This window comes from Streptomyces sp. P9(2023) (assembly GCF_032436795.1).
Lineage (GTDB): Bacteria > Actinomycetota > Actinomycetes > Streptomycetales > Streptomycetaceae > Streptomyces.
Genome location: NZ_JAUPWM010000008.1, coordinates 84,541 through 109,648, shown reverse-complemented (window position 1 = coordinate 109,648; position 25,108 = coordinate 84,541). Strand labels below are relative to the sequence as shown.

The window sequence follows — 25,108 nt, the reverse complement described above, 5'->3', positions numbered from 1 at the left end:
TCCCGACACCGACGAGCGGTGGTGGATCGGTCTTATCCAGCGACGTATGCGACAGCATCGTGGCTATGGATGCTTTCGAGGTTGCGGATGCGCACCGAGTGGCGAAGGCCTCGATCCCGGCACGCAAGGCTGACGTCGCGGGCCATGTCCTCAACGAATACAGGGTGGTCGTACGCCTGCATGGTGAGGACACGTTCGTCTGCGCGCTTGACCAAAGGCACTACAGGCGCCGAAGCGGAGGACGTCAACAACCGCACGGCGCTCTGGACCGGCAGGGGGTATGGGGAGTCTCCCTGGCCCGTCACGTTGAGCGTGATCCGGCTGCGCTGATTGTGCGCACCGTAGTCGGAGATTGCCTTCGAACATGGACAGAGGCTGGTGACCTCACTGGTCACTGCCGTTACCACGGTCACGTCACCGTTGTCCCAGTGCCCTTCGATACGGACGTCGTGAACCTGTTTCGACTCACGGCCGCTGGCTGGCGCTACAACGGTCGTGCTGATAGGCATGGCCACCGTCACAGTAACCGCGGGCGCATCCAGCAGATCCGCTCCGGCCTTGAGGACCTGCGGCAACTGCCGGGGGTCGAACCTCTGAAGGTGGTCGTGCGCGAGGGCGACCATGCGGCTCATGTGCGTGCCACGGCGGTCGTGTTGGAGCCGCACGGTGATTGCGATGTCCGCGATGCCGTCCTGACGGAGGTAGCCGTCCTCGAAGTACACGGGATAGCGAAGGCCACTGATGCCGACCTGATCGAGTTCGATGCCCCGAGAGTCAGTCTCATTCTGAATGTCGTGCATGCTCACTCGCCCCGATAAGTGCAACCGGATGTGCACGTCTCGCGGACGGTGAGGGCTGAGAGGGCGGGCAGCGTCGGCTGCAGCCGCTCCCAGATCCAGCGCGCGAGAACCTCGCTGGTCGGGTTCTCAAGGCCCTCGATCTCATTGAGGTAGTAGTGGTCCAGTTGAGCTTCGAGCGGCTTGAAGGCTCGCTTGACGTCGCCGAAGTCCATGACCCAGCCAGCCTCGGGGTCGACGGGAGCCTCTACATGGACGATGACCTTGTAAGAGTGGCCGTGCAGGCGCGCGCACTTGTGGCCCTCTGGAACCTTGGGCAGGCGGTGCGCTGCTTCGAACGTGAACTCGCGAAAGATTTCCATTACTGAATTCCCAGATACTTGTGCGTCTGGAGAGAGAGGATCCAGCGCGGGTTCTTCATGCAGTAGTCGACTGTGGCCCGGGTGTTGGCTTCTGCGTCGGGCCCGTCCATGGGCTGGAGGCGGAAGAATTGGAAGTCGAGGTGCTCGAACTGGCCCGGGTCTCCGCCCAACTGCGGGTAGACGAGCTTCAACTCGTCGCCGCTTGTGACGACCAGGTCAGAGCCGATCTTCGGGCTGACGCAGAGCCAGTCGATGCCCTGTGGCGGTACGCGGGTGCCGTTCGTCTCCACCGCAACTTCGAAGCCCCTGGCGTGCAGAGCTTCGATGGCTGCCTCGTCAAGCTGCAGGAGCGGCTCGCCGCCGGTGCACACCACAAAGCGGTGTTCCGCGGAGGTTGAAGGCCACGCCTGCTCGACGGCTCGGGCAAGGTCATCAGGGGACGCGAACCGGCCGCCACCTTCGCCGTCAGTTCCAACGAAATCGGTATCGCAGAACTGGCAGATCGCCCGATGCCGATCCTTCTCAAGTCCTGTCCAGAGATTGCACCGCGAGAAGCGGCAGAAGACAGCGGGCCGGCCCGCATGGCTCCCTTCGCCCTGCAAGGTGTAGAAGATCTCCTTGACCAGATAGGTCATTCTCAGACGCCCTGGTACTGCACGGGGTCAGTGGTACCAGCCTCAGCGAAGCCCTTCAGGCGGAGCAGGCAAGTCTCGCAACGGCCGCAGGCCCGACCCTGCTCGTCCGGGTCATAGCAGCTAGAGGTCTGGGAGTAGTCCACGCCCAGGCGCAGGCCCTCGCGAACGATGTCGGCCTTGGACATCGCGATGAGGGGGGAATGGAGCTTGAGCTCCTGAGTTCCCTCAAGGCCAGCCCTGGTCGCAAGGTTCGCCATCCTGGCGTAGGCGTCCATGTACTCAGGACGGCAGTCGGGGTAGCCGCTGTAGTCGACGGCGGTCACGCCGGTGAAGATGTCGCTCGCACCAACGGTCTCCGCGTAGGCCAGGGCGAATGACAGGAAGATCGTGTTACGTGCCGGCACGTAGGTGATGGGCACGCTGCTGTCTGCGTCACTGTTGCTGGCATCGTCGAGCGAGTCGTGCTTCGGGACGTCGATATCAGCAGTAAGGGCGGAGCCACCGAAAACTCGCAGGTCGATGTCTGCGATGACGTGGCGGGCTACGCCCTGAGTCTCTGCCACGCGCTTGGCGGCTTCCAGTTCCACACTGTGCCGCTGGCCGTACCGGAAGCTGAGCGCGTACGGCGTGTAGCCCTGGTCCTTGGCGATGGCCAGAACTGTCGTCGAGTCCAGGCCGCCGCTCAGTAGAACGATCGCGGGACGTCCCATGCCTTGCTCCCTAGTTAGCTCTGCGTGTACTGGTGCACCCTAGCGCCAAAACTGACGGGTAGAGTAACCGCGATAAGTTACTAGTTAAGGCCGTCGGGAGTCGAGCTGCGTGAGGCAACTATCGTTGGTGGTCACTTGCACGGACCGTAAGGCCGCTGTGCCGGAGGCCACGCTCCATGCAAGATCGCTACCGGCCGGCAGCGTGAAGGAACGCTCCGCAGCGTGGAGAGAGCGCGTCGAGACGGCTTCGAACGCGAAGCCTCTAAGCGAGCTCTACCGGGGCGATCACTGGACACAGTCCCGTCGGCTAACTGCAACGGCCAAGAAGGTCGGATTTGAAGCGGAACTGTGGGTGGCGTCGGCTGGCCTCGGCCTCCGGTCAGTATCGGCGGCGGCGCCTGCCTACGCGGCGACCTTCAGTACGCGACATGCCGACTCCGTCGCCGCCTCTACGGCTGACAGCGCCCAGTGGTGGGGGCACCTTCAGGAAGGAACTGGCCGCAAGACCCTGGAGGAGCTGGGGCGACAGGGTCCGGTCCTCATGGTCCTGTCCGAGGTGTACGCAAACGCCATGAAGGCCGAGATCCACGCGCTGGCCAGCGTTGGGGGCGAGGTCCTGCTGGTTGGAGGCGTCGAGGAGGTCCCCGGCATCCAGAGAGTCGCCTCCAACGCGGGTCTGCGACGCACGCTCGGCGGCACTTTGACGAGCCTGAACGTGCGCATGGCCGCCTCATGGCTTGAGCACTGCGAGGACGGCAGGCTGACCTCGACTGCCACCCGTGACTCGTGGCAGCAGTGGGCTTCCGGCGTAGCTGAGCCTGAGCGGTACGACCGGAAGCCGATGTCCGACGAGGACGTCATGGCATTCATCAAGCGAGAGAACGCGTCACATCCGGGCATCTCGCGGTCGCGACTCCTGCGTGTTCTGCGTGACGGCAACCAGGCATGCGAGCAGAGCAGGTTCGCCAACTTGTACATCCGAGCTATGGGGGAACGGTGACAGAGAACCTCATCAAGCGCAGAGCCCTGCGCATTGAGCAGAACCCGAACATTCCCCTGTATCTGTTTGCCCTGGAAGCGCGAGAAGTCGATCTCGTAGCCGATGTTGCACGGATCTCCCGGGATGAGGCTGGCAAGCTCTTCGGCTATCAACGTCCCGAAAAGAAGCAGCACGTTAAGCAAATTTTGGAATACCTCGACGGTGAGGATGTGCTGTTCCCGAATGGGCTCATCCTCGCCCTGCCCACCACGGTGCGGTTTAAAGGTAGTCGCGGCCCCAACCCAAGCGACGGACTGGCAACCATCGGAACTCTTGAGATTCCGCTGCCGGAGTCGCGGGACGCGCCTCGTCCGGCTCTGATCGTTGATGGTCAGCAGCGAAGCCGCGCGCTTGCACTCACTCGGCGATCCACCTTGCCGATCACGGTTGCGGGGTTCGTGACCGAAGATCTTGACATCCAGCGCGATCAGTTCCTGCGCGTCAATACGGTGTCTCCACTTCCGAGCAATTTGGTATCCGAACTCCTCCCGGAAGTTAACACCCAACTGCCGACCAGGCTGTCCGCCCGGAAGCTCCCCGCGATCCTCGTTAACGCGCTCAACCAGGATAGTGACTCGCCTTTCAAGGGGCTCGTGAAGCAGGCGTCGACGACTCCCGATAAGAAGTCGGACACGGTCGTCAAGGACAACAGTCTCATTACTGCGATCACTGAATCATTGTCACCTTCCGGTGTCCTCTTCTCGTACAAGAATCTGTCCAACGGAACTACTGACACCGCGGCCATTAGGAAGATTCTCGTGGTCTACTGGACTGCAGTAAGGGAGACTTTCCCTGAAGCCTGGGGGCTCCCTCCAGCCAAGAGTCGCCTTATGCATGGTGTCGGAATCAGGTCGCTGGGCCGTCTCATGGACCGGGTCATGGAGCGAGTTCTGTTTGATGCCGATATCGACTCGCCGGATATTAGCGACAGGGTCATGGCTGAACTGGCGCTCATTAAGCCGCACTGTCATTGGACCAAGGGGCGCTGGCCTGAAATCAACACCCCTTGGAACGAGTTGCAAAACACTCCCCGCCATATCAGTATCCTGTCAAACTTTCTGATTCGCGTTTATCGCGATTCGAGGATGAGTGCTTCGTGAAGTTCTACTTCCCTGATAGCCAAGATCAGATCTATCCCAGGTATGACTTCATCAACGATGAGTACCCGGATCAGCGGCATCGGCAGAGGGACGATCTGTATGCCCATCAGGCAGTAAAGCCCGCGCCCTACGACGGGATACTGGTCAGCAAGGCCATCGTGGATGGGTCGGTTAAGGGGGCTGGGAAGTACAGCGCCCCTCAGAGGGACCGGCTCTACCGAGACGGAGTGAGAACCTTTTTCGGGCTGCCTGACACGATGGAAAGCCTCGGCGACTGCGGATCCTTCAACTACATCAATGAAGAGCGCCCCCCGTACAGAGTTGAGGACGTTCTCCACTACTACACGGAGTGCCGATTCAACTCAGGAATCAGTATCGACCATGTGATCTTCGGCTATCGACCTGATGCCTCTGAAAAGGACGTTGATCCGACATGGGTGAAGCGTCGCGAGATTTCGCTCGAGTTGGCAGAGCAATTCATCGAAGCCACCAAGAGTCACAATCGCCTGGTCACTGACAGGAAGCAGCATCTGGAACCGGTTGGTGCGGCGCAGGGATGGAGTCCGGCCAGCTACGCGGACAGTGTCGCCCAACTCCAGAAAATGGGCTACAAGCGGATCGCCCTGGGTGGCATGGTTCCGCTAAAGACGCCGGAAATCCTCGCTTGCCTCGAGGGGATCTCTGAAGTTCGCAAGAGTGGCGTCGGGTTCCACCTCCTTGGAATCACCCGTATCGACAGCATGGAACGCTTCGTAAAGTATCACGTCACCAGCTTCGACAGTACATCAGCATTCCGGCAAGCCTTTATGGACGAGAAGAACAACTACCACGCCGCCGACCGGTCATACCTGGCTATCAGAGTTCCCCAGGTGGACGGGAACCCCACTCTTAAGCGGCTGATCTTGGCAGGAGTGGTGTCGCAGTCGGCGGCCATTAAGGCCGAACGTGAATGCCTCAAACTGCTGCGCCAGTATGAAGCCGACGAGAACTTCGACGTGCAGGAGGTCATGGATGCCTTGTACGCCTATCAAGCCCTCCTCGGTGACGACAAGAAACTGAAGAAGGTCGAGCACTACAGGGAAACCCTTGTCGACCGCCCTTGGGAGCACTGTCGATGCGAACTCTGCAAGAAGCACAAGATCGACATGGTTATCTTCCGTGGAACAGAGCGAAATAAGCGTCGCGGGTTCCATAACATGACGGTACTCGAAGCCAAGATGCGCAAGCTGCCGCTCACATAATCGCCCAGATCGCGCATAGCACTCAAAGCAACTTAAACAGGAGATGATGTGGCCGACCGCTACGTTCTGAAGGTTCCCGCCCTCAAGGTGCTCCAAGGCGACAAGGAGATCTACTGCTTCGCTGTCGACGGCAAGAAGCTGGAAGACTTTGCCGCCGTCTCGCGCATCCGCCGCGACAGCCAGAAGAAGCTGCAGGGGTATCAGCGGCCTGAGGTCCAAAGCCACATCCGCTCGATCCGGCGCTACCTTGAGTCCGAGGGGGCGATGCTTCCCAACGCCCTGGTTCTCGGTTTCGATGATCGCGTCACGTTCGAACCCGCGGTCCGCGGCGGCAGTGTGAGCTACTCCATCCCCGGCGAATTGATCATCCCGGTCGACGAGTCGCTGCCTGACGAAGAGAAGCCGGCCTGGCTCGTGGACGGTCAGCAGCGCAGTGCGGCCATCAGGGATGCTGACCTCGCAGAGTTCCCCGTCGCAGCTGTGGGCTTCATCGCCTCTCAGGAAGAGCAGCGGTCGCAGTTCATCTTGGTCAACTCGACTAAGCCACTGCCCAAGGGGCTCGTGTACGAACTGCTGCCGGAAACCACTGGCAAGTTGCCGCGCTCGTACGCGCGCCGCCAGCTCGCTGCGAAGATCATGGTCCTGCTGAATATGGGGGACGGTCCGTTCTGCGGAAGGATCAGCAGCCCCACATCGCCTACCGGCAATATCAAGGACAACAGCATTCTGAGGATGCTGGAGCACAGCATCTACGAGGGCGCCTTGTACCAGTACCGGAACGCTGAGGACGGCACCGGGGACGAGGACGCGATGCTGGCGCACCTTCTGTCCTTCTGGACGGCAGTGGAGAACCTCTTCGAGGATGCGTGGAACAAGCCTCCCAAGGAGTCGAGGTTGACCCATGGTGTGGGCATCCAGGCCATGGGCTATGTCATGGACCGACTCACCACAGGCGTCCCCTTCGACAAGGTCAACTGGGACAAGACCCGCATCACCCTGCGCCGACTCGAGAAGCACGTGGCCTGGACTTCCGGCACGTGGAAGTTCTCGGATGGCCAGGAACGCAGCTGGAACGGTCTCCAGAACACGGCCAACGACGTGCGGCTGCTCAGCACCCACCTGCAGGCCCTAGTCAGCAAGTAGCCAAGTTCTGCGGCATCATCTGGTGGTCTCCCCGAACAGCTCGGGGAGACCACCAGTGCGTCAGACCCTCTCGGCGATCGTGCGCCGTAGACCTCGCTCTGCTGCGCGCAGGAGAGACGCCGAGCCACTGCCATTCGCGTACTCGATCGGCACGTCATTGCCAGTGTGCTGAGTGATGAAGCCGGTGGCGGCGTGCTTGGCGCAACGCGTCGCTAGAACGACCACGTCCGCCCTGCGAGCCTTCTCTCGCAACTGCGGCGTGCCAACGTGGTCATAGGCAGTCGCGACCTTCACAGCAGGAGCGATCTTCTGCAACTCCTCCCGGCACCGGGTAAGTACCGCCTCGTCCAGGGAGTACAGGAGCAGCGTCGAAGGTGGCATCGACGCCAGGGGGTCATCCTGCACACCCTCCTCTGCGGGGACAGCCCAATCGAGACCGTCCAGGCCAAGTTCATGAGTGAGCCGCTGCGCGAAGGCCAGGTCAGCTTCCGCAAGGCGGTGCCGGTGAACGGACAACGGTGCGAGGAGATCGACACACAATCTCTCACGGGCGTCTACGTCAGGGCACGCAGCAAGAAATAGGCGGTCAACGAAGTCCAAGGCGGCCGAGGCCCGTTCGGGAGCGATCCACCGACTGCACTCCGAGCTAACGTCCTTGAGGATCTCTCCGTAGGTGTCGGCGGCGGGCGAGGCCCGGAGAGCGATGTCCATCAGAGCTTGCAGCACAGCCAGATCACCCGGGCCGTAGCGGCCGAAGGCCACGGCATTGCGGATGAAGGCATGCGCGCTCTTCGGCGCCGGCTCGTCGTAACCCACGGCATCGAGGAACGAACCAACAGCACGCCACAGTTCACCCGCCGCGCCATCGCTCAACCCGTCCAAGAACTCCGCCAGAACGTCATCGTTCTGCGCCGGGGAGGGCCACAGCGCCCACACTTCGTCTTCGACGGCCTGCTTGCCCACCGGGCTTCCATCAGCAAGCGCAGAGAACAACTCTGGCCAAGACTCGACGGGCACGCCTGCATTAGCGTCAGGGGGTACCTTCGAGGATGCTTCGTCCCTCGCATCAGGAACCGGCATAGCCGCCAGACGCTCGGCCTCACTCAGAACGAGCGCCGCGATCTGGGGCGCCTGATCCAGTTCCTCGACGGCCGCCAATGCCCGGCGAGCAACTGTCACATCATCGAGAATCACGGCCGCAAGCAAGACGACGGTCATCGCCTGAGGACCATACGACCGGGGATCGCCGCCAAGCAGTTCAGGGACCACCCTGCCGTGGGCGATGAGACCCTCTCTAGCCGCGTCGAGGTCTCGCGTAGCGAGAGGCTCCTCGAGGGCCACCGTGTAAACAGCGTTGAGAATGGCGGCCTTCACCGCAGCGGGTGGATCCTGGTGCACGATGTCCGGCAGGTTCGGAAATGCGAGAACCTTGTTGCTCACTCCGAGGCGATCCAGGCGCTTGAGCCTGAGATGCGCCAGGTTCGTGGCGGTGAGTCCACCGGCCGCCGCCAGCTGCTCGAGTAGATCCTGGGAAGCTGCTTCACCGCCCGCCGCGAGAGCAGCATCGAACTCCGCAATGAGACGACCGATGGGTTTGACTGCACGCCACAGGCGAGGAGGGCGGCTTGTGTAGGTCTTCTGCATCAAGAGCAATGCGTCGGTGAGGCTCTGTCGGTAACGCGAGGGCTGCGCGGTTGTCAGCCTGAAGGTCACGCGCTCGCCGGCGAAGTCCAAGATGGCACGCTCTACCGGGTCATCCGGGTTGAGCCGGGCTGGGCGCAGCCCGCCACGCTCCATGTCGCAATAGATGTACGTCGGCCCTGCGAAGGCTTCGATCAACTCAGCTGTCTTCGTTACGTCAGCCTGGTCGCGTGCAATGGCGTACATGGCGAATTGTTGGCTGTCGGCGTCCCACCGCGGCAGGACGATAGGTGCATCGCCGCCGTTCAGCAAAACGCTGACGAAGGGCTCGGTGCGCTCCTTGTGAGTGTAGTCCGGGCGCATGTCCGGCCAGGCGTCGTTTCCTGCTCCAAAGAATGCTCTGAGGAAGGCCTGGATACGTTCCGACGTCCAGTGTTTGGGCTGAGTCATGCGGCATCTCCCCACCGCTCGGCCAGGTCCAGGCGTGCCTGGGCAGCGGCGTCACTACCTGCCGTGTAGGTCACTCTCTCGTCGTTCTTCGCCATGCCGCGAACGGTGAAGTTCATCGAGCCGCTGAGCATCCAGTCGTTGCCGCACAAGGTCTTCTCGTGGATGTTCGGATCCTGCGCCAAGTGGACACGCTCCGGCGCTGCTGCCTTCGTGAGGCGGCGCAGGAAGTCGTCGTTGTGTGCGTCGGGGCGTGTAACCACGTGGACCTTCGCGCCACCGTGGGCGATGCGGGCGATGGCATCGGATAGGCGACAACTCTGTGGTGGAACATCGCCGAACAGCGCATCGTACGAACCGTGGCTGTTGTCGAGGACCTGGACATCGGTGATCCACGGTGACACCAGCCACAAGTGATCGCTAGGAGCAATAAACTCCGCGATCAGAGCCGAGGTCAGCATGGTGTCGACGCGCACAGTGGTGTGTAGCCCGGTGCGGATCGTGCGTTCCTGGGACTTCACTGCGAGGCCTCCCGCAACTCGATGCGGACCCGGAGTTCGTGCTGCTGACGGAGGATTCCGCAAACCTCTCCGTAGACGCGCAGTACGTCCCGGTCAATGTGGGTGACAGGAATCTGCTTCAAGGCTTGCGCCATTGACTGCTCCTTGCCCGCCGGGCAGATCAGATCGACGGCAGAGGTCTCTGCGAGACGCTTGCAGTAGGACTCAACCCAGGCAGGCTGCGTCACATCGACCTCGGGCAGCCGGTCATCGTGGGCGGCCTGGACCAGAAGCCGTTCCAGTACCGGGGACTTGGCGTACGGCTGGTAGTGCTTCAAGTCCTGGGTACGAGCCTGGTGACCCCGAGGCCACAGGAGGCTGAAGACCTGGTCGGCGCTGAGCGAACGGACTCCGGGCAGTTCGAGTTGCTTCGATCCCACGGCGTAGGCCACGACGCGTGCGTCGACTTCAATCCCCAGACGCTCTTCGAGTGCAGCCCAGGCTCTTACGAGAGCGAGAGCCGCGGCGTCGATGTCGGGCCCGGAGCCCGGGCGCAGCAAGCGTGTGGACAAGGCCGCGACTGCCGCATGCCGAGGCGGGCCGTCCAATCGAGCCCATGCCTCCCGCAGATCACCGAGTGCGTCCTGGGCTTGCTGCGCCGGCACGTTAGCGCGAAGTGTCGCCATGGCACGTGCGGCGGCACCGCCTGGTTCCTCAGTGACGTGCTCGAGGAGACGCGTCAAAGTGGCATCCACATACTCAAATTCACTGGGCGCAAGGCTGTTCGTCACAAGTCCCCAGAACCGTCGAGGATCCGCCGAGTAGTAGTCGATCAGCTGCTCGATCACGCCGAGGCCCCCGACGGAGGTCTCGCTGAGCCAGATGGTCGTCAGCCCGTCCGGTTCGTCGGCTGGCAGTACATCGACGATGAGGTCGCCGTCTTGCGCGTTCGGGCAAGCACGCTGGGCGGCAGCCCGGATCCCGGCGGCCATGGTGTCGCGGTAGGCCCGCCGCGCCAAGTCAGCCGTGTCAGCGGACACGTCCTCGATCACAAGGAGGTTAGCTGCTCGGTTAAGAGCCGCGATGACCGTGCCGTGGGTGACCAGTGTGCTCAGTTCCGCAACAAGGCGGTCATTGTCCATGTGCTCCTCGGACAAGTCGGCATCGCGATAGAGCACCTGGAAGATTCTTGCCAGGTCCCTGCTCCAGCCACCACTCGCGAGGAGCGTGCGGATCTCCTCGTTCGTGCGCTCGGCAGCCAGACCAGCCAACGCGAACGCCGTCAGGTAGATCTGAGCGAGTCGCTCCCGCTGGAAGAAGTTCGAGATATCGGCGAGTTCTGGATCTTCTTGAACCGCGTGTGAGAACGCAAGGGCCCGCCATTGCGGCTGGGCCAGGTACTGCTTGACCGCCGGGTCTTCGACGTTCAAAGGACGCAACCTAAAGCAGGCAGCATCGACGCCGAGGCGGAAACCGAGGGCAGCTGGCTTACCGCGGAGTTCGTAGCGGACGGACTGGTTCTCGCTGTCCTGGCGTTCACGGCGGACCGTGCACTCGGCACCGATCGTCATGCGCCGCACCTCGACGGGGTTCCCAGCGGCGTGTGCCGCGAAGCTGACGGCGTCGATCCGCCGCTGCCATGGGGACGGTTTCGGCACCATCCCTTCGTCGAACGGAACATCGTTAGGGACAACAACCTGTGTACCCCACACCGGGACGCCCTGCGACTGGTCAATGATGTCGCCATCTGGCTCGACCAGCCCTATCCGCTTCGGCCTGACGACCTCGAATTCCGCCCCGCCGTGCTCATGGGGCCGCCAAGGGCCCTCGGGCATCCCATCCCTCACGAACTGGGTGAGATTCAGAACGTCACTGCCTTCGGAAGGGAGAGGAAGCCACGTGCGATGGTCATCGCTCAAGTACCCGAATCGTCGGCTGACTCGGCCGGGTACTGCCTCCGTCAGGGCTCTCCCGATCGGCATCGGCTCGACGGCTCCATCTCCGTCGTCAAAGGGGAGTTCCAGATCGACCTCTGGAAGATTCAAGGGCTCAAACAGAGCTCGAGTGATGTACTCGGGCAGCATGGCGCCGTTCACGGCGCCAGCGTCAGTCACCAGTGGTTTCCAACCGGAGTTGAGCCGTCGTAGTGCGGTGGGCGCCACGGCTAGTAGCAGCGACCGTGGCTGTTCCCACAACACGGCCTGCGCTTCGTCGGCAGGGAGTTGCAGCGCCCTGGTGAGGTGCTTTGCGAACTGGTCCTGAACACGGCTGTCGTTCAGCAACTCATCGAAAACCTGGATGAGGGCCTTGTGCTCTGCCTCATAGCGGGGATTCACTGCTCCCGCCGCCGGTGCTTTCAGGAGTTTGCGCGGGTCTGCATTCCGGACACCCTTGCTGCGCAGTCGGCGCCCTGCCCAATCGAGAAGAGCCTGGGCTCCTTGGATCTTGAGGACATACCGGTTCCGCAGAGGCAGTTTGATCGCCGCGACCTCTGGTGCGAAGAGCGTCTCGTAGCCCTGGTAGGCGAGGCGATCACGACCGTAGTCAGAGAGGGTCACGACGGTCACTGGCCGCGTCCCCCGAGCACGACCAGCACGTCCGCGGCGCTGGATGAAGGAGGCGGCATTGCGAGGTGCCTTGTGCTGAAGCACGAAGCCAACTCGGGGGTCGTTGAACCCCACCTCCAGGGAGGCGGTGGCGATAGTCAGCCTGGCGTTGTGGTTAACGCCGGCGTCCTGCGAAGACGTGCGACCAATGATCAAGTGGTGCATGCGCAGGTCGGGAGCGAGTTCGTTCCCAATCTTCTCCACGAGATCCCATGACTGGCCCTCGTTGTACCGGGCCTCGGGCTCAGGCCGTGCGCGTGAGCGGAGCCCGGCAAGTACTTCACCACGTCGGCTCATGCGACCGAAGTGGTCCTGGTCGCCTTCCGCGTCGCGTAGGTACTTATAGAAGCGGTTGGTGACGTCCAGGTCGTCGGTGAACAGGAATCCGGTGGATCCGTACAGAAAGGTCTCGTCACTTGGGTCGAGCACTCGGCCGAAGAGCATCGCGGTCTGGATGGACGTCGACAGCAGGCTGGCCCCTGCCACCGGATCGCCGCGCAGGGCCAGCGCGTACTCGCGGCCCTCCTCCACCATGCTGTCCTCGGACGGAGCGATGGAGTCGATGTCGGCGAGGCGTAGGCCGACGAGTTGGGCGAAGAACTCTTTGGCGTCGCGAAGCGTGGCACTCAGGCCAACGAACGTGACAGGTTTGCGGGCTGCCTCACGCCACCTGCGAAGCAGGTAGGCGACTTGGGCACCATGCACGCCGGAATAGGTGTGAACCTCGTCGAGGAGCATCAGCGAAGGAACCTGCCCGCCTCTCCAGCCTAGAAGGCCTTCGAGGAAGCTGTCCGCGCTGCAGTTGTTCAGCATTTCGGTCGTCGTGAACAGCAGATCGGGTGGACTGCTCCGCAGGGATTTACGAGTGAGGGCAAGCCGCCCGTCCGGCACCTCATGCTGGCAGCGCCAGCAGACGAGCCGCTCGATGTCGGCCGCGCGGTCCTGATCGGACCACACCAACTCACCGTTCTCGCATTCGTCGTTGGGGCACGGAAGGAAGGGGCAAATGAACCCGTCTTGGAACCGCTTCCAACGACCTGATCCCCTGCCCGCGGCTAGCCGTCGGGGATCGTTGGAGTCGTTCGGGGTGCTTCCATAGAGAGCGCCAATGCGAAGGTAGCGCCTCCCCTGTTGCGCAAGCGCCTGTTCAACCTTGCTGGCTTCGGTGACGGCGTCTTTGAGTTGGTCGCGCAACAGTTCAGTACGCGGGTACAGGGCCAGAGTGTGGACGCTGCCCGGAGCGTGTGCTGCCATCGCGGCGAACGCGGGCAGGTAGAACGAGAGTGTCTTGCCGCTGCCGGTGCCGGCCCCGACAATGATTCCGCTGGACTTGTCCTGGTGGGCAAGTGATTCATAGACGGCCTGGGTCGCTTCCAATTGGAAGCCTGCCAAGCTCTTTCCGCCCAGATAGGCCTTTGCTACCTGGTCCTGGAGGCCTCCCCAACTAGGCGAAGTCCCCAACTCCTTGAGCGCCGCTGAGGCGGAGATGTCACGTTTGGGGTAGCGCCGGTAGCGCGTGTGCAGCCGATAATCGGCAACAAGGCGCCTTCCTTGACGCCACCATCCACTCGGTGCCTCGTCTGCCCAGTCGCCCCGAGGACGGAAGAGCTGGCGAAGTCCGGCTGTGAGCCGAAGCGACTCGGCGAATCGAGTGCGATAGCGCGCTGGCCCGTCATTCGGCCAGGGCACCTTCCAGACCAGGGCGAGGCCGCGCATCTCCTGGAGTACGTCATGAGGTGAGACGTTCTCCGGGGCTTTCGGATGTTCGCTGAGAACAGACTCGATACATTCGACCACGTCGTCCTCAGAGAGCGCACCCTCCGTCACGCCCCACGAGAGCAATGGCAGTTCAAGGTCTTCCAAGCGGTTGAGGAGCTCATTGGTGAAGTCCTGGTCCATGCTGCGCTGGTTCACGAGCCCTTCCTCTTCAGGCTGATGTGGGCATCCATCCCGTATTCACGGATGAGCGCGATCTCTTCGTCAGTGATGTCGCGTAGCGTGAGACCGGACTGCTCGCGCAGCCGATCCAGCAGAACGGCTAGTGCCTGAGGCGGGTCTTGAGCGTCCTGAAGTAGTTCAGCCAAGCCGGCATGCGTGACGGCAAAGGTGGTGATGGCGTCCTTGGATGCCTTGCCCCTTGCCACGCGCTCAAGTTCGGCATGGCGGGCGGATGCCTGCTTCTCGGCCCCTGGATCGAGAAGCATCGAGATCCGCGCTACGGGCAGCTCCTCGAGTAGCTGTCCCGTCCACACGGACCAAGCGGCTTGATTCGCTTCCCCAAGACGATCAGCAACTACCTGTGCTTTCTTCTTCGCCGTGTTGAACACCTGATTGGAGGGCAGACCGCTGGGCCCCAAGCTGCGCTCAAAGCCCGCTCTCCCGTCATCGATGCCGGACAGGTCGATGTCCAGGCCCGCGCCACGGGCCTGCAGAGCTTGAGTGACGGCCAACTGGGAGCGCAGTTGATTGAGCTGGGACCGAAGCTCCATCAACCGAGTTGAAACCCGGGTTGCCTGACGCTGGGACTCTTCGCCATCCGCGATGCGCGAGGCGTGATCTTCAAGCAGCTTTGCCTTCTCGTACACGGACATCTGGGTCACTGGCCATCAACCCCTTCGGCTACCAGAGAACGCCATTCGGCAACGAGTTCCTGTACGCCATCGGCGGCGCTCTTGGCGGCCGAAGAACTTGCCCGCATCTCAGCACCCTTCAGGGCTTCGTCGAGCCACTCATCAGCGACATACAGCAGGTTCCGAACCACCTCGATGGAGGATCCCCGGTCCTGGGCGGCCGTGCGGATGCGTGCAGTGAAAAGGGACGCCTCTGGACGGTCGTCGTCGTGGCAACGCCCCAGTTCATCCTCCAGCGCGGAGATCGTGGACCACTCCACGGCACTTGCCTGCTCAAGGAGCGAATCAAGATCGCGCGCTCGCTGAGTAGACAGCGACAAGCTGACCTCCCTGGCCCGGTCAACGGCAGACTTGATGCTGGCGAGGGTGTTCTTCCCTGGGGTGCTGCGCGGTTGCCGCAGTCGGATGTCGCGGAGCAGATCGTTGAGCATCGTGATCTGTCCGTCGATCAGGGCGGGCCATGAAACGAACGGTTTGACTGCAGGCTTGATCCATTCCGGGACGGTGCTCACTGGTGTTTCCCATGACCAGTTGGCGGCTGCCTGCTCCAGCAGAGGGACTGCCCGGGCAGCATCGATCATGCCCACGGCTCCTCTGCTGCCCTGCGAGATGCCGACCCCGGTGCGGATGCGCTTAACCAGGGCGCTGCGCGCAGCGAGGTGCTGGTTGAGTGCAACAGTCCACCGCTCAGGCCTCGACATAGTGCCGGCGCCCTTCCAGCTCTCGCCGTCGTCCACTGCAGATGCCAGCAACTCCTCGATGCTCATGCCAGGCCAGGCGCGGCCCGCAAGAACCGCTCCCAGAAGGGATGCGCGCAGGCCGACCACGAGGTCGTCGTCTGTGACCTCCAAGTTGCGCTGAACTCTGGTTGCCAACGCACGGGAGTGCTCTTCGGCGACGGTGGCCAGCCTCCGGACGTCCTCCCCACGGACCTGATCCAGCCCGTATTGCGCACGGATCAGGCTTTGGAAGAACCTACTGTTCGTCGCGCTCCGCTTGAACTGGATGGGGGCGCTGTCAGCACCGCTGATGCCTGCGACCGCGGAGCCTTCGATGCTGACGACGGTGGCATTGTTCGGCCAACCCTTGTCCTTCACACTGGCTTGCGCCTGCATGAGCGGTGTATTCCACCGGTACCGCTGGGCCACCGCAGTGGCAACGACTGTGCGGATCGTCCGAGCATGATCCTGCTTGAGGTCGTCGCCGCGGGTTACCCATTCCTCGATGTTCTGAAGGCTCCGCTGCACCGACGGTGGATAGGTCTTGTCCTCCGTCTTGGCGGTGCTCGACGAGGTGCTGGATTGCCGGGAAGGCTCTGCAGTACGTCGCGGCTGCTCAGGAAGCACCGGAGACTCGGCCGCCATAGGGCTGAGGGCGAACGCCTCCAGCACCGTGGGGTCGATTTCAATGCCCCGAGCGGCTGCATCTTCCCAGAACTCAAGTACCCGCTTGCGCCGGTCGGCGGCAACAGGATCGCTGCGCTCGACGAGTTGCTGCACGGCTGTGCTGAGGGGCTGATCGATCTCAGCAGTAGGGAATCCTTCGGAGAAGGAAGAGTCCGGGAACTCTCCCTTCCGCAGCGAGCTAGCGTGCTGAATAAGGACTGGCCGTACCACGCTTCCCAAAACGGTTCGAGGAACGAACGCCCACGGCTCGTCCTTCGAAGCAGTCGAGTGGACCGCGCGGGTCAGGGCCGACCTGTTGAAGGGGTACAGCCCGTAACCGTCAGCGGATGCCCCGAACGCATCGTGGCAACGAGCCTGCAGGGGGCACTCGTCGCATGCGTTCGTCGGCTCTGCGTCGCCTTCTTGGTCCAGTCGATCCTTGCCGACACGGGCGGCGTTGAGGTAGCGGCCCACGAATGCGGCGATCGCCTCTTCGCCGGTGTCTTCCTGGCTGAACGGCACATCCAGGTCGTAGGCGTAGCCAAGATTCGCCCGTACGCGTGTGAGGGCTGTTTCCGGCAAGTCACGGAAGTAGCCGGTGGTTACCGCCATGAGGGTGCGGATGGGGGCCAGGCGGGTGGAGCCTTCGCGGTGGGCCGCTTCCACGATGGCGTCGAGCAGGTCCTTCTGAACACCCTGGATGAGGGCAAAGTCCTCGATGAGAAGAATGATCTCCTTGTCCTGCCGGTGGTACTCCTCCCGCACAAGGGTCATAGCTTCTAGCAGGCGCCCCATGCCCAGGTTGAAACTCCGGTTAATCGCAGTCTCCAAGTGCTCGTTCAGGAGGTCGATCGCGACCTCCTGAAGTTCGGCCTTGGAACTGAGGACCTGAACCCACTTCTTCGCTAGGGCTGATGCCTTGCTGACGCCAGTGATGTCCAGCGGGAGATCATGAACGGTGAACTTCGGAGGGCGATCTCCTTCCCCCTTGGTACGGTCCCGCAGGAGGTAGGTGGCCAGTTGAGGAACAAACTTCTCCGGCCTGAGCATGAATTCACTGACGTGCGGATCGTCAAGAAGTGCCCCGAGTCCTTGAGGGCCGAAGAGTTGCCGCGCCGGCCCCGAGACCCCGCGCCCTGCCTCGGCTACAAGAGTCTCGTTGAGAGAATGGATGAGGCGCCGAGCGAGCACTGACGCGTCGATGTCAGCGGTGAACTTGTCGATCTCCGCCTTCAACTGCTTCAGTTCATCGCTGTCAGCCTGGGCGATCAGGCTTTGCACTACTGCCTTCAGGCTTGTTCTGTGCTTCTCAAGGTAGATGACCTCACGAGATGCAGGCTGATCGTCGACCAGATCAAGATGCTCGCGCACCCACCGGACGAGGTGCGACTTTCCAGAACCAGACTCGCCGACGATGGGCATGAGCAGCGCGCCGGTGTTGGACTCATGATTCAGGAAGTCATGAAGGACCGCCCGTTCATCGACCGGCTGCCCCTCGCGCACAAGTTGGCGGCCATCGAGTCGCGCTCGCTGGATCCGCAGAGGAGCGTGCGTGGCCCGGAAGACGGCAGGAGAAGGAGAGATGGCCTCGACGCCGATGGTGTTGGCGGCAGTCGCGGGGTCCCAACAGACCTTTCCGCGGAAGTCAGGCACTTGGGACCTCCTGCATCGTGATGTCGCTTACGTAGCGCGGGCTCGAAGGCTGCTCTGGGTCGGCTACCTGCAGTACTAGAGGGGCATCGGAATCGAGTTCCAGACGGAGCCATTTCTCGTCGCTACCACGCAGCAGTGCAAAGGAGAGGGCAGCGCCGGCCACACGGTCGCCGGGGTTGTCGAGTTGAAGAGCCCGCGAGTATTCGCCGCCCGGCAGCACTGGCAAGTGCTCACGGATGCTTCGGACGGCTGCTACGGCGTTAATCTGCTGGCCAGGCCGCCACAGGCTCTGAGCGACGTACCTGACAGCGGCGGTGCAGTCCGGAGTCAATGGACTACTGCCTTCCCCAGAGAGGAGGGGGCGGGCAGCGAGCCCCAACGCGGGAGCCCAGTCTCCGAACGGCCGCCAACGCTCAGCGTTCACGATGGCGGGGCCGGCCTCCGGCTTCAAAGCGTTCTGCCTGAGCTTCTGCGCTTGCTCCCAAGCCACCGGAGCCTCCATAGGATCCAGGGTGAGAAACCAGGCCAGGGCCCGAGTGAGGTCTCGGGATTCCTTCTGTTCCTCGTTGTCTCCCAAACCGCTGTTGCGTTCAGGCGCGAGCACGGCGGTGCGCAGAGCAGCGGAGAAGGCATCCCAGTCGCGGCCGTCGAGAGGTGCGGCGGGTCCGACAAGCTTCAGCTCACTGGTGGAGTCGTAAACGTGAAGCAACCCGAGTTCCCGCAGCGTCTTGATGGCCTTGCTGAACATCTCCGACGCATCGTCCTTCTCTCGGGAAGCTAGCGTGGGCGGACTCAACAGGGCACGTGCGCTGTTGAGCGATACAGGCTTCTTCGAGTGGGCCAGTAGACGGACGACTGCCCACATGGGGTCAGGGCGCGAAGCGTCGACGTTGATCAGGGCCATCAGAACGACTCCAACGCATTCCGGACGGGGAAGTTTTGAGGATGAAGAGCGGTGAAGGGCAGGGCGGGCCGCTCTGGATGCGGCATGCCCCGTGGGTGGATCAGGTACGTCACGTCTGGTGAACCAAGGCGTGACCTGAGCACGCTGTCGAGGGACGACGGATCATCGTCCAGAACCCACACGATGGGGCCGTCGTAAAAGCGCAGCAGGTCTGCGTCGGTGTCACGGATGATCGGGCGGGGTGCCACATCCTCCTGGAGGGTCTCGGCTAGGCGGGAGGTGATCCCTGGTCCGCCGATCACGTTCATGCCGCGAAGGGCCAACATCTCCAGAAGCCGGGGCACATTAACCTGGCGCTCGGATTCGGTTCCCCACCACAAGCTGAGGCATGGAGCGGTGCCGCGCATACTCCGGAGAGGATCCCGACCAGCCCTGGTCGGGGCAGGAACTAGCGGATGGGGGTCTCCTGCCAGCTTGTAGAAGCCGTTGTCTGTAGGAAGACCTGTCGATCTGCAGCTAGGGCAGCCTCGGCAGTTGATGCCCGACAGCAGCGGGGCTACGCCTCGTTGCACCCGGTAGTAGGTGCTGAGTACCTCGCCTGTGCACCGATCGCCGCGCAGCAAGGTCCGGAGATCAGTAAGTGCCGTCCTCTGAGCAGTGATCGAGCGCCGGCGCTCAGTTTCGAAGCGAGCCTGGAAGTGTCCCTCGTCGTTGGTCTGAGTGTCCGCGATGGAGACGTCGACATGTGTGGACGCCAACTCGTAGAAGTGTTTGAGGCGTTCCTGGAAGACGGCACGCGGTTCGCCTTCGTTCCGCTGGGGTGGTTCAGGGACATGGAGTTCGATGAGCCCTGCGCGCAGCATGAGGTTCAGGGTGCGAATGTTCCAGTCCCGGTTGGCCTCGGAGATGTCATGGACGTTGTCCGGGATCGAGTCGAGGTTGATGAGGTAGTGCCGCGGACGCGGATACGTCTTATCCCGGACGTCCCACATCCACCGCCATCTTGACCAGGCAGTGTCGGCCCTGATGATCGCCTGCCGGTTGATGCCCTCGGCGACGGGGAGGTCTCGGGGGGCCGATGCCAGGTAGGCCACGGACGGGCTTCCGTCCCGGCCGGTCCGCCCTACCTCTTGGTAGTAGCGGTCAACGGTTTCCGGCAGGCATGCGTGCACCACGCTGCGGACGTCGGGGAGGTCAACACCGAGGCCGAAGGCTGAGGTTCCTACGACGATGTCGTACTGGGTGGGGATGGGCCCCAAGGCGGAGCGGCCGCCCCATCCTTCTACGGCTTGTCGACGTTCGTCGGGGCTTGAATAGCCGGCGACATCGGCGACTCGCCTGTAGCCAGCTGTGCGTAGGCGATCTGCCCATGCCCGGGCGTCTTTCCGTTCTGTCACGTACAGAGCCAGTGGCTTCGGTAGCCGGTCGACGGCACGAAGGACTGCCTCCGTGCGTTCCTCTTCTTCCGTGAAGTCGTCGATGTAGTAGCTAGGCTCGTGGCGCAGCTGGGCGCCCCAGACGATCTCAGCGGGCTTGGACCCTGCGAAGAGTTTCTCGAGCGTGGTCACTTGCTGTTCGGTCAGTGTCGCGCTCATACAGACGGTGACGGGTTCACGCCCTGCAGGGGCGGTGCTCAACCAGGTACGACGGTGGACGGACATGGTTTGGAACTCAGGCCGGAATCCCTCGCCCCACTGCTCGACAAGATGCGCCTCGTCGACGACGAAGTACTGCAGGTGGCCTGCCTCGGCAGCGTCTTCGAGAGCGGACTTCAGGCCGGACACGAGCGATTCAGGATTCGTAAAGACCAGCCGCTGGTTGCCAGACCGGATGTCTTCTCGCAACTGCTGCTTGAGGTTCTCGTCCAGGTTGCCGATGTAGGCGTAGCGGCCAGTAGGGCTCTGCCGGCCGCGGGCGCTCAGCAACTCTTGGGCGCGGCGTTCCATGTCCAGGGCGAGCACAACCGTTGGCACAACAACCAGGGTCACGCCGCTGCGCTTGCTTGAGAGGAGCGCGGGAGCCTGCACGAGTGCAGTCTTTCCGTGGCCGGTCGGCAGGCAGGCGATCACAGTGCTGCCCGGTTCTGCGAGTGCTACGGCACGTGCTGCTTGGCGTTGGCCGATCGACTTGTACTCGGCGTAGTCCTCGCCGAGAGCCTGGATCCAGAAGGGGTCGGCTGGGCAGGGCTCCAATGCAAGATGTTGATGGAGGCTCTCTCCGAGGTGAATCTGCTGGAAGTCGTGCTCAGCGGCCTCGGTGGCCTTCTGGTCTGATACGTCGGGGTGCCATGGTCGGGCTGTGACCAGGACGCGACGACCAGCTGGGAGGGCGTGGCAGTGGAGTTGTTCCCACTGCAGCCGTGTGGGCAGCGGTGCGCCGAGCGGGACTTCGAGGCCAAAGTTGTTTCCGTGTGCTTGGGCTTCAAGGAGGATCTGTCGTGTCAGTGCTGCCACGTCACGCCATGAAGACCGGCGTTCCATTAGTCCTTCGAGGGTGTCCTTGAGGCGTCGCAGAGTTCCGCGGTATTCCGTGTCCTCGGACGTCGGGGGAACCAACGGCCAGGTGTCAAAGAGTTCTTGAGCCCCGGTCCAACTGTCACGCATGACGCTGGGCTCCCTTTCCCCCGCGGACAATGCACGTAGCGGACATGAGCTGTACGTTCGGCTGCGTGAGTCCGTCGATGAGCAGACTGGCGGTGTTCACGTCGGCCAGTTGGCTCTCGGTATCGCGCAGGAGACGTCCAGCAGCCCTCCGTGCCTCTGCCTGGGCCCGGGTCACGGCAAGTCGCCGGCGAGCCCGTTCCTGGGCTTCGGTGCAGAGCGCCGCCAGGTCGGTGACGCGGAAGAGTTCGTTGCGCGCGACCTTCTCGGCGGTTTCAGCAGAGTGCTGGAACTCCGACCAGCCGCCGAAGATGCCGACAAGCTCACGAACCCGCTGGTTGTTGAAGTTCCGGCACTTCCGGTTGTCGTAAGGGCTGTTCAGCCACTCGAGCGCCGTGGCGAGCGTCAACGCCTCGGTGCTCCCTGCCCGCACCCACACTCGGCGAGTGAACGGTGGAAGAAGAAGGTCAGCCTGTCGCTGCAACGTCCGGCTCACCTCTTCCGGGTTGGTCATCGTCTCTGCTGCTGCCGAAATATCGGCCTCAACAAGGAAGTCGAAGCCGAAGTAGGGTTCTGGATCCCCTGCGTGGCTGGGGTCAACGCGTTGGAAGGCTGTGGCTTGGCCGCGTTCGTCGATGGCGCTCAGCGAGGAGAGCATGTCGATGAAGGGGTTGCCGATGCGGAACACCCGGGTGCCTGGGGAGCGCAGAGCCTTTGACCGGTTGAACGTTCCCCGCGTCACGGCCGGAGTCAGCGCGGCAGTCTGTGCCAGGTACAGACGCGGTGGCACATGCGGCCGGGACTCCACGAGGTCGAAGACGGTTTCGCCGACGTTGTGAGCGGAGCGTCGGATGTTGATGCCGCCGGATCCTTCGCTCGTGTACTGGAAGGCAGCGCGTTGGATGTCCTTCCAGTTCACTTCCAGATCCCTGAGGGCCTTGGCCGTGTTGTCCTGGCCATCGGCGTCGAGGTAGATGGCCTCGAGCATGTCCATCTTCTCGATCTGCTGGCGTGCTTCGAGGAGCTGATCCTGTACGCGCTGCTGTGCGGATGCGAGCCCGGCAGGGCCGTTTTGCAGTGCGTCGGCCCAGACGGCGTCGAGGCCTTCTGCGATGGCGTCCTGCAGTGTCGACGCCGATTTCGAGAAGATGTTGTAGCCGTCGAGCAGCAGGTCCAGCCACGCTGTGCCGAGAGCTTCGTGCTCGGCGCTTACGCTGAGCACGTACTGGCTGGCGGCATCAGACTGGCTGACGGACTCGGCGCTGCGATAGCGGTCTACTCGTCCGATTCGTTGCTCAAGCTGGTTTGGGTGCCACGGCAGGCGCACATGGACGATGGCATTCGCGACCTGAAGGTTCAGTCCGTCTTCGGCGGTGTCGTCGACGACGAGGACCGACGTGCCCGCCGCTGTGCGCCATTTTGTGACCGCGTCCTCGGAAGCTGCTGCGCCGATCCGGCGGGTGTGCTCCTCAACCTGCGCGTTCCGGGACAAACCGCCTAGGCGCGCTGCGAGTTGGTGCGCCAGTGCCCCCGGACCACAGAAGACGACGATCCGCCCACCGCGATTCAGCGTCGGGATGAGGGCGTTGACCGCCGCCTTCACCCGCTGCTTTCCTTCTGTGTCGTTGAGTTGCCCTTCAAGTTCGAGGAGTGCTTGCCCCTCTGCAGGAATGAGGGTGGGGGCGGCGAGCATGGCTCGTTCTTGAGGACTGAGACCGGCTCGTTGTGCCGCTTGAGCGTCTCCGTTTACGCGCCAGCGCAAAGTGTCGGCGAAGTCATCGAAGGGCCCGCCTGCTCGGGAGGCGAGGACGCTGAGGATGCGTCCGTAGACGGTGGTCTCGCCTTCGAGGCCGGCATCGAGCAAGTGATCCGACACGCCGGTGCGCCACTCCACGAGGGCGGTTTCGACGGCGTCGAAGGTGGAGGGCAGGGTGAGAACTTGCGGGCGTTCCCGGCCGCGGACGGCGTAGGGCTCGCTCTCTTCGTCTTCGTCGTCTGGAAGCGCCACTTGGTCGCGCCGGTGCCGGATCACCCGGCGATGCAGGCGGTACGTCTCACTGATGTGCCCTCGTAGCTCCTCTACGCGCAGGGAAAGACCGTCGGCTTCCACTCCGTCACGGAGGTCATCGTCCTCGGTGAGGCACTCGACGACCCGAGCTGCAAGATTCTCGAATCCGGGGTCCTGGGGGAGGAGCCGTCGGATGTCGTCAAGCGTAGACCTCAGCAGGAAGGTGAAGGTGGCGTCCAGGGCATAGACGCTGTCCGCCAACTCGGCGCGCAGGGCATAGCGGTGTTCGAAGGCTTCGCGATCGTCCCAGCTGTAGAGGTTGGGGTCGAGCAAGTGCAGCAGCCCGAGGTGAGTGGTGTAGCGAGAAGTCACAGGGGTCGCGGACAGCAGTAGAAGCCTGGGAGCAGCGTGCGCCAAGGCGGCCAGTTCACGGTAGGGCGTGAGGTTTTCGCCGCTGTCCTGGACCAGCGCATGCGCCTCGTCCACGACGACAAGGGCACTGTCGTGGTAGGCGGACCACTTCTCCGGCGTCTCGTGCGAGGTGATCACGATCCGGGCTGACGGAAAGTCGTCGATGAAGAACTTATTGCGGAGTTCCTTGTCCCACTGGCGCCGAAGCGGTTCAGGGGCGATGACGGTTACCTGTGCCTGCGGATCATCGAGAAGCGTCTGGCGGATGACGAAGCCGGCCTCGATGGTCTTCCCCAGGCCGACCTCATCGGCGATGAGGTATCGCTGTACCGGATCGGAGAGCACGGTCATGGCTGCCCGGACCTGATGCGGAAAAATCTCGGCAGCTGAGGACAGCAGCGCCGCCATGTTCGCGCAGGCGGCTCGTTGGGCTACGAGATCTTGCAGGAAGGGCAGCCGAGCGTCGCGAAAGTACCCCGACTCGTTGCCGCCGCTCGTTAGGACTTGGAGGGGGTCGCGGACGGGGCGGTCCCAGCGCACCCGGAGGTCGCGCTCGCTCGCCCGCTCGTTCCACATCTTGTTGGGAACTTGGATGAAGTATTCCGGGAGGTGTTCTCCCGTCACCCGGCCCGCCAGCCAGTCTCCGGTGCTCGGTTCGCGCCAGTAGACCCGTGTCTCGGGTTCGAGCCGGGCGCGCCAGCAACTCTTGGCCGGCACATGCTGGGAGTGGACGACCTCCTCCGCTACTGATTCGAAGAAGTCGATACGCAGCATGTCGCCGTCTATGGCTCCTACTCGGCCAACCCCCGGAGCCGCTGTGAACTCGACGAGGTGCCCTATCGCGAAGCCTGAAGACATCCTTCTTCTCGCCCCCACCTGCTCGTATACCAACGTCGATGAGCTTAGAGGGAACCACTGACAACAAGGTCAACGGACTAATAGCGATATTCGTATACACATTCGAAATTGGCGCAGGGAGGGGCTCCTTGGAGCTACCGCTCGCGTGAAGTACAGGGACAATGTCAGGCAAACGCGGCACGCCTGATCTTGTCTGAAGTCGTAGGCGGCGATTGAAGACGGCCGAAAGAACACCTGCGTTAGAGCCGGGCGGGCCAGGTGCAGGAGGCCGTCAGATTCCGGCAGCCGCTCTGGCCGGTCGCCGCAGCGAGATAGCGAGAGCTGGGTGAACTGCAGCGTTTCATCAGTCTTCCCGCCGTCCGTCTGCTGCAGCAGGCCGATCCGGTGGCCTACACGGTCTGTGTGCGACCTCGGCGTGGGAGCGATTCCTGGCCAGAG

The 25,108-nt window shown here is 62.8% G+C and carries 16 protein-coding genes; 4 read left to right on the top strand and 12 right to left on the bottom strand.

Annotated features, from left to right (window positions below):
• Positions 1-32 precede the first annotated feature (32 nt).
• From Q5762_RS14290 to queC, 4 genes are read right to left on the bottom strand one after another with little or no spacing between them, the layout of a single operon-like run.
• Positions 33-800: a GTP cyclohydrolase, FolE2/MptA family gene (locus Q5762_RS14290; protein ID WP_315892443.1), complete on the bottom strand. Its 768-nt coding sequence runs from the start codon at positions 798-800 to the stop codon at positions 33-35.
• A gap of 2 nt (positions 801-802) precedes the next feature.
• Positions 803-1,159 (bottom strand): 6-carboxytetrahydropterin synthase QueD, encoded by a 357-nt coding sequence (gene queD / locus Q5762_RS14285; protein WP_315892442.1) that lies wholly within the window; start codon positions 1,157-1,159, stop codon positions 803-805.
• On the bottom strand, positions 1,159-1,794 hold the full coding sequence (queE, locus tag Q5762_RS14280) for a 7-carboxy-7-deazaguanine synthase (RefSeq protein WP_315892441.1): 636 nt from the start codon (positions 1,792-1,794) through the stop codon (positions 1,159-1,161). Before queE ends, queD begins: the two co-directional genes overlap by 1 nt.
• Before the next feature lie 2 nt (positions 1,795-1,796).
• Positions 1,797-2,504, bottom strand: a complete 708-nt coding sequence (gene queC / locus Q5762_RS14275; RefSeq protein WP_315892440.1) for a 7-cyano-7-deazaguanine synthase QueC — start codon at positions 2,502-2,504, stop codon at positions 1,797-1,799.
• Positions 2,505-2,706: 202 nt separating this feature from the next.
• Here queC and Q5762_RS14270 point away from each other — a divergent pair, with 202 nt between their 5' ends.
• From Q5762_RS14270 to dbpB (Q5762_RS14255), 4 genes are read left to right on the top strand one after another with little or no spacing between them, the layout of a single operon-like run.
• The gene (locus tag Q5762_RS14270) at positions 2,707-3,504 is read left to right on the top strand and encodes a hypothetical protein (protein WP_315892439.1); all 798 of its coding nucleotides are present in this window, start codon (positions 2,707-2,709) and stop codon (positions 3,502-3,504) included.
• A complete protein-coding gene (dbpB, locus tag Q5762_RS14265) occupies positions 3,501-4,643 on the top strand; it encodes a DGQHR domain-containing protein DpdB (protein ID WP_315892438.1) in 1,143 nt (380 codons plus the stop codon). The genes Q5762_RS14270 and dbpB (Q5762_RS14265) overlap by 4 nt, the downstream gene beginning before the upstream one ends.
• Positions 4,640-5,884, top strand: coding sequence for a tRNA-guanine transglycosylase DpdA (dpdA, locus tag Q5762_RS14260; RefSeq protein WP_315892437.1), 1,245 nt, complete (start codon positions 4,640-4,642; stop codon positions 5,882-5,884). Before dbpB (Q5762_RS14265) ends, dpdA begins: the two co-directional genes overlap by 4 nt.
• A 48-nt stretch (positions 5,885-5,932) precedes the next feature.
• Complete coding sequence (gene dbpB, locus Q5762_RS14255) at positions 5,933-7,027, top strand: DGQHR domain-containing protein DpdB (protein WP_315892436.1); 1,095 nt, start codon at positions 5,933-5,935, stop codon at positions 7,025-7,027.
• A 60-nt stretch (positions 7,028-7,087) separates the two neighbouring features.
• Here dbpB (Q5762_RS14255) and dpdD read toward each other — a convergent pair whose 3' ends face one another.
• From dpdD to dpdE, 8 genes are read right to left on the bottom strand one after another with little or no spacing between them, the layout of a single operon-like run.
• A complete protein-coding gene (dpdD, locus tag Q5762_RS14250) occupies positions 7,088-9,118 on the bottom strand; it encodes a protein DpdD (RefSeq protein ID WP_315892435.1) in 2,031 nt (676 codons plus the stop codon).
• Positions 9,115-9,636, bottom strand: a complete 522-nt coding sequence (gene dpdK, locus Q5762_RS14245; RefSeq protein ID WP_315892434.1) for a phospholipase D-like domain-containing protein DpdK — start codon at positions 9,634-9,636, stop codon at positions 9,115-9,117. Before dpdK ends, dpdD begins: the two co-directional genes overlap by 4 nt.
• Positions 9,633-14,135 (bottom strand): protein DpdJ, encoded by a 4,503-nt coding sequence (gene dpdJ / locus Q5762_RS14240; protein WP_315892433.1) that lies wholly within the window; start codon positions 14,133-14,135, stop codon positions 9,633-9,635. The genes dpdK and dpdJ overlap by 4 nt, the downstream gene beginning before the upstream one ends.
• Positions 14,132-14,821, bottom strand: a complete 690-nt coding sequence (locus tag Q5762_RS14235) for a hypothetical protein (protein ID WP_315892432.1) — start codon at positions 14,819-14,821, stop codon at positions 14,132-14,134. The genes dpdJ and Q5762_RS14235 overlap by 4 nt, the downstream gene beginning before the upstream one ends.
• Positions 14,818-17,889 carry a protein DpdH gene (dpdH, locus tag Q5762_RS14230; protein ID WP_315892431.1) on the bottom strand — a complete coding sequence of 1,024 codons (3,072 nt, stop codon included), beginning with the start codon at positions 17,887-17,889 and terminating at the stop codon, positions 14,818-14,820. Before dpdH ends, Q5762_RS14235 begins: the two co-directional genes overlap by 4 nt.
• Complete coding sequence (dpdG, locus tag Q5762_RS14225; protein ID WP_315892430.1) at positions 17,882-18,793, bottom strand: protein DpdG; 912 nt, start codon at positions 18,791-18,793, stop codon at positions 17,882-17,884. The genes dpdH and dpdG overlap by 8 nt, the downstream gene beginning before the upstream one ends.
• On the bottom strand, positions 18,793-21,396 hold the full coding sequence (gene dpdF / locus Q5762_RS14220; protein ID WP_315892429.1) for a protein DpdF: 2,604 nt from the start codon (positions 21,394-21,396) through the stop codon (positions 18,793-18,795). Before dpdF ends, dpdG begins: the two co-directional genes overlap by 1 nt.
• Positions 21,389-24,670 (bottom strand): protein DpdE, encoded by a 3,282-nt coding sequence (gene dpdE, locus Q5762_RS14215; RefSeq protein ID WP_315892428.1) that lies wholly within the window; start codon positions 24,668-24,670, stop codon positions 21,389-21,391. The genes dpdF and dpdE overlap by 8 nt, the downstream gene beginning before the upstream one ends.
• Between the last annotated feature and the right edge of the window lie 438 nt (positions 24,671-25,108).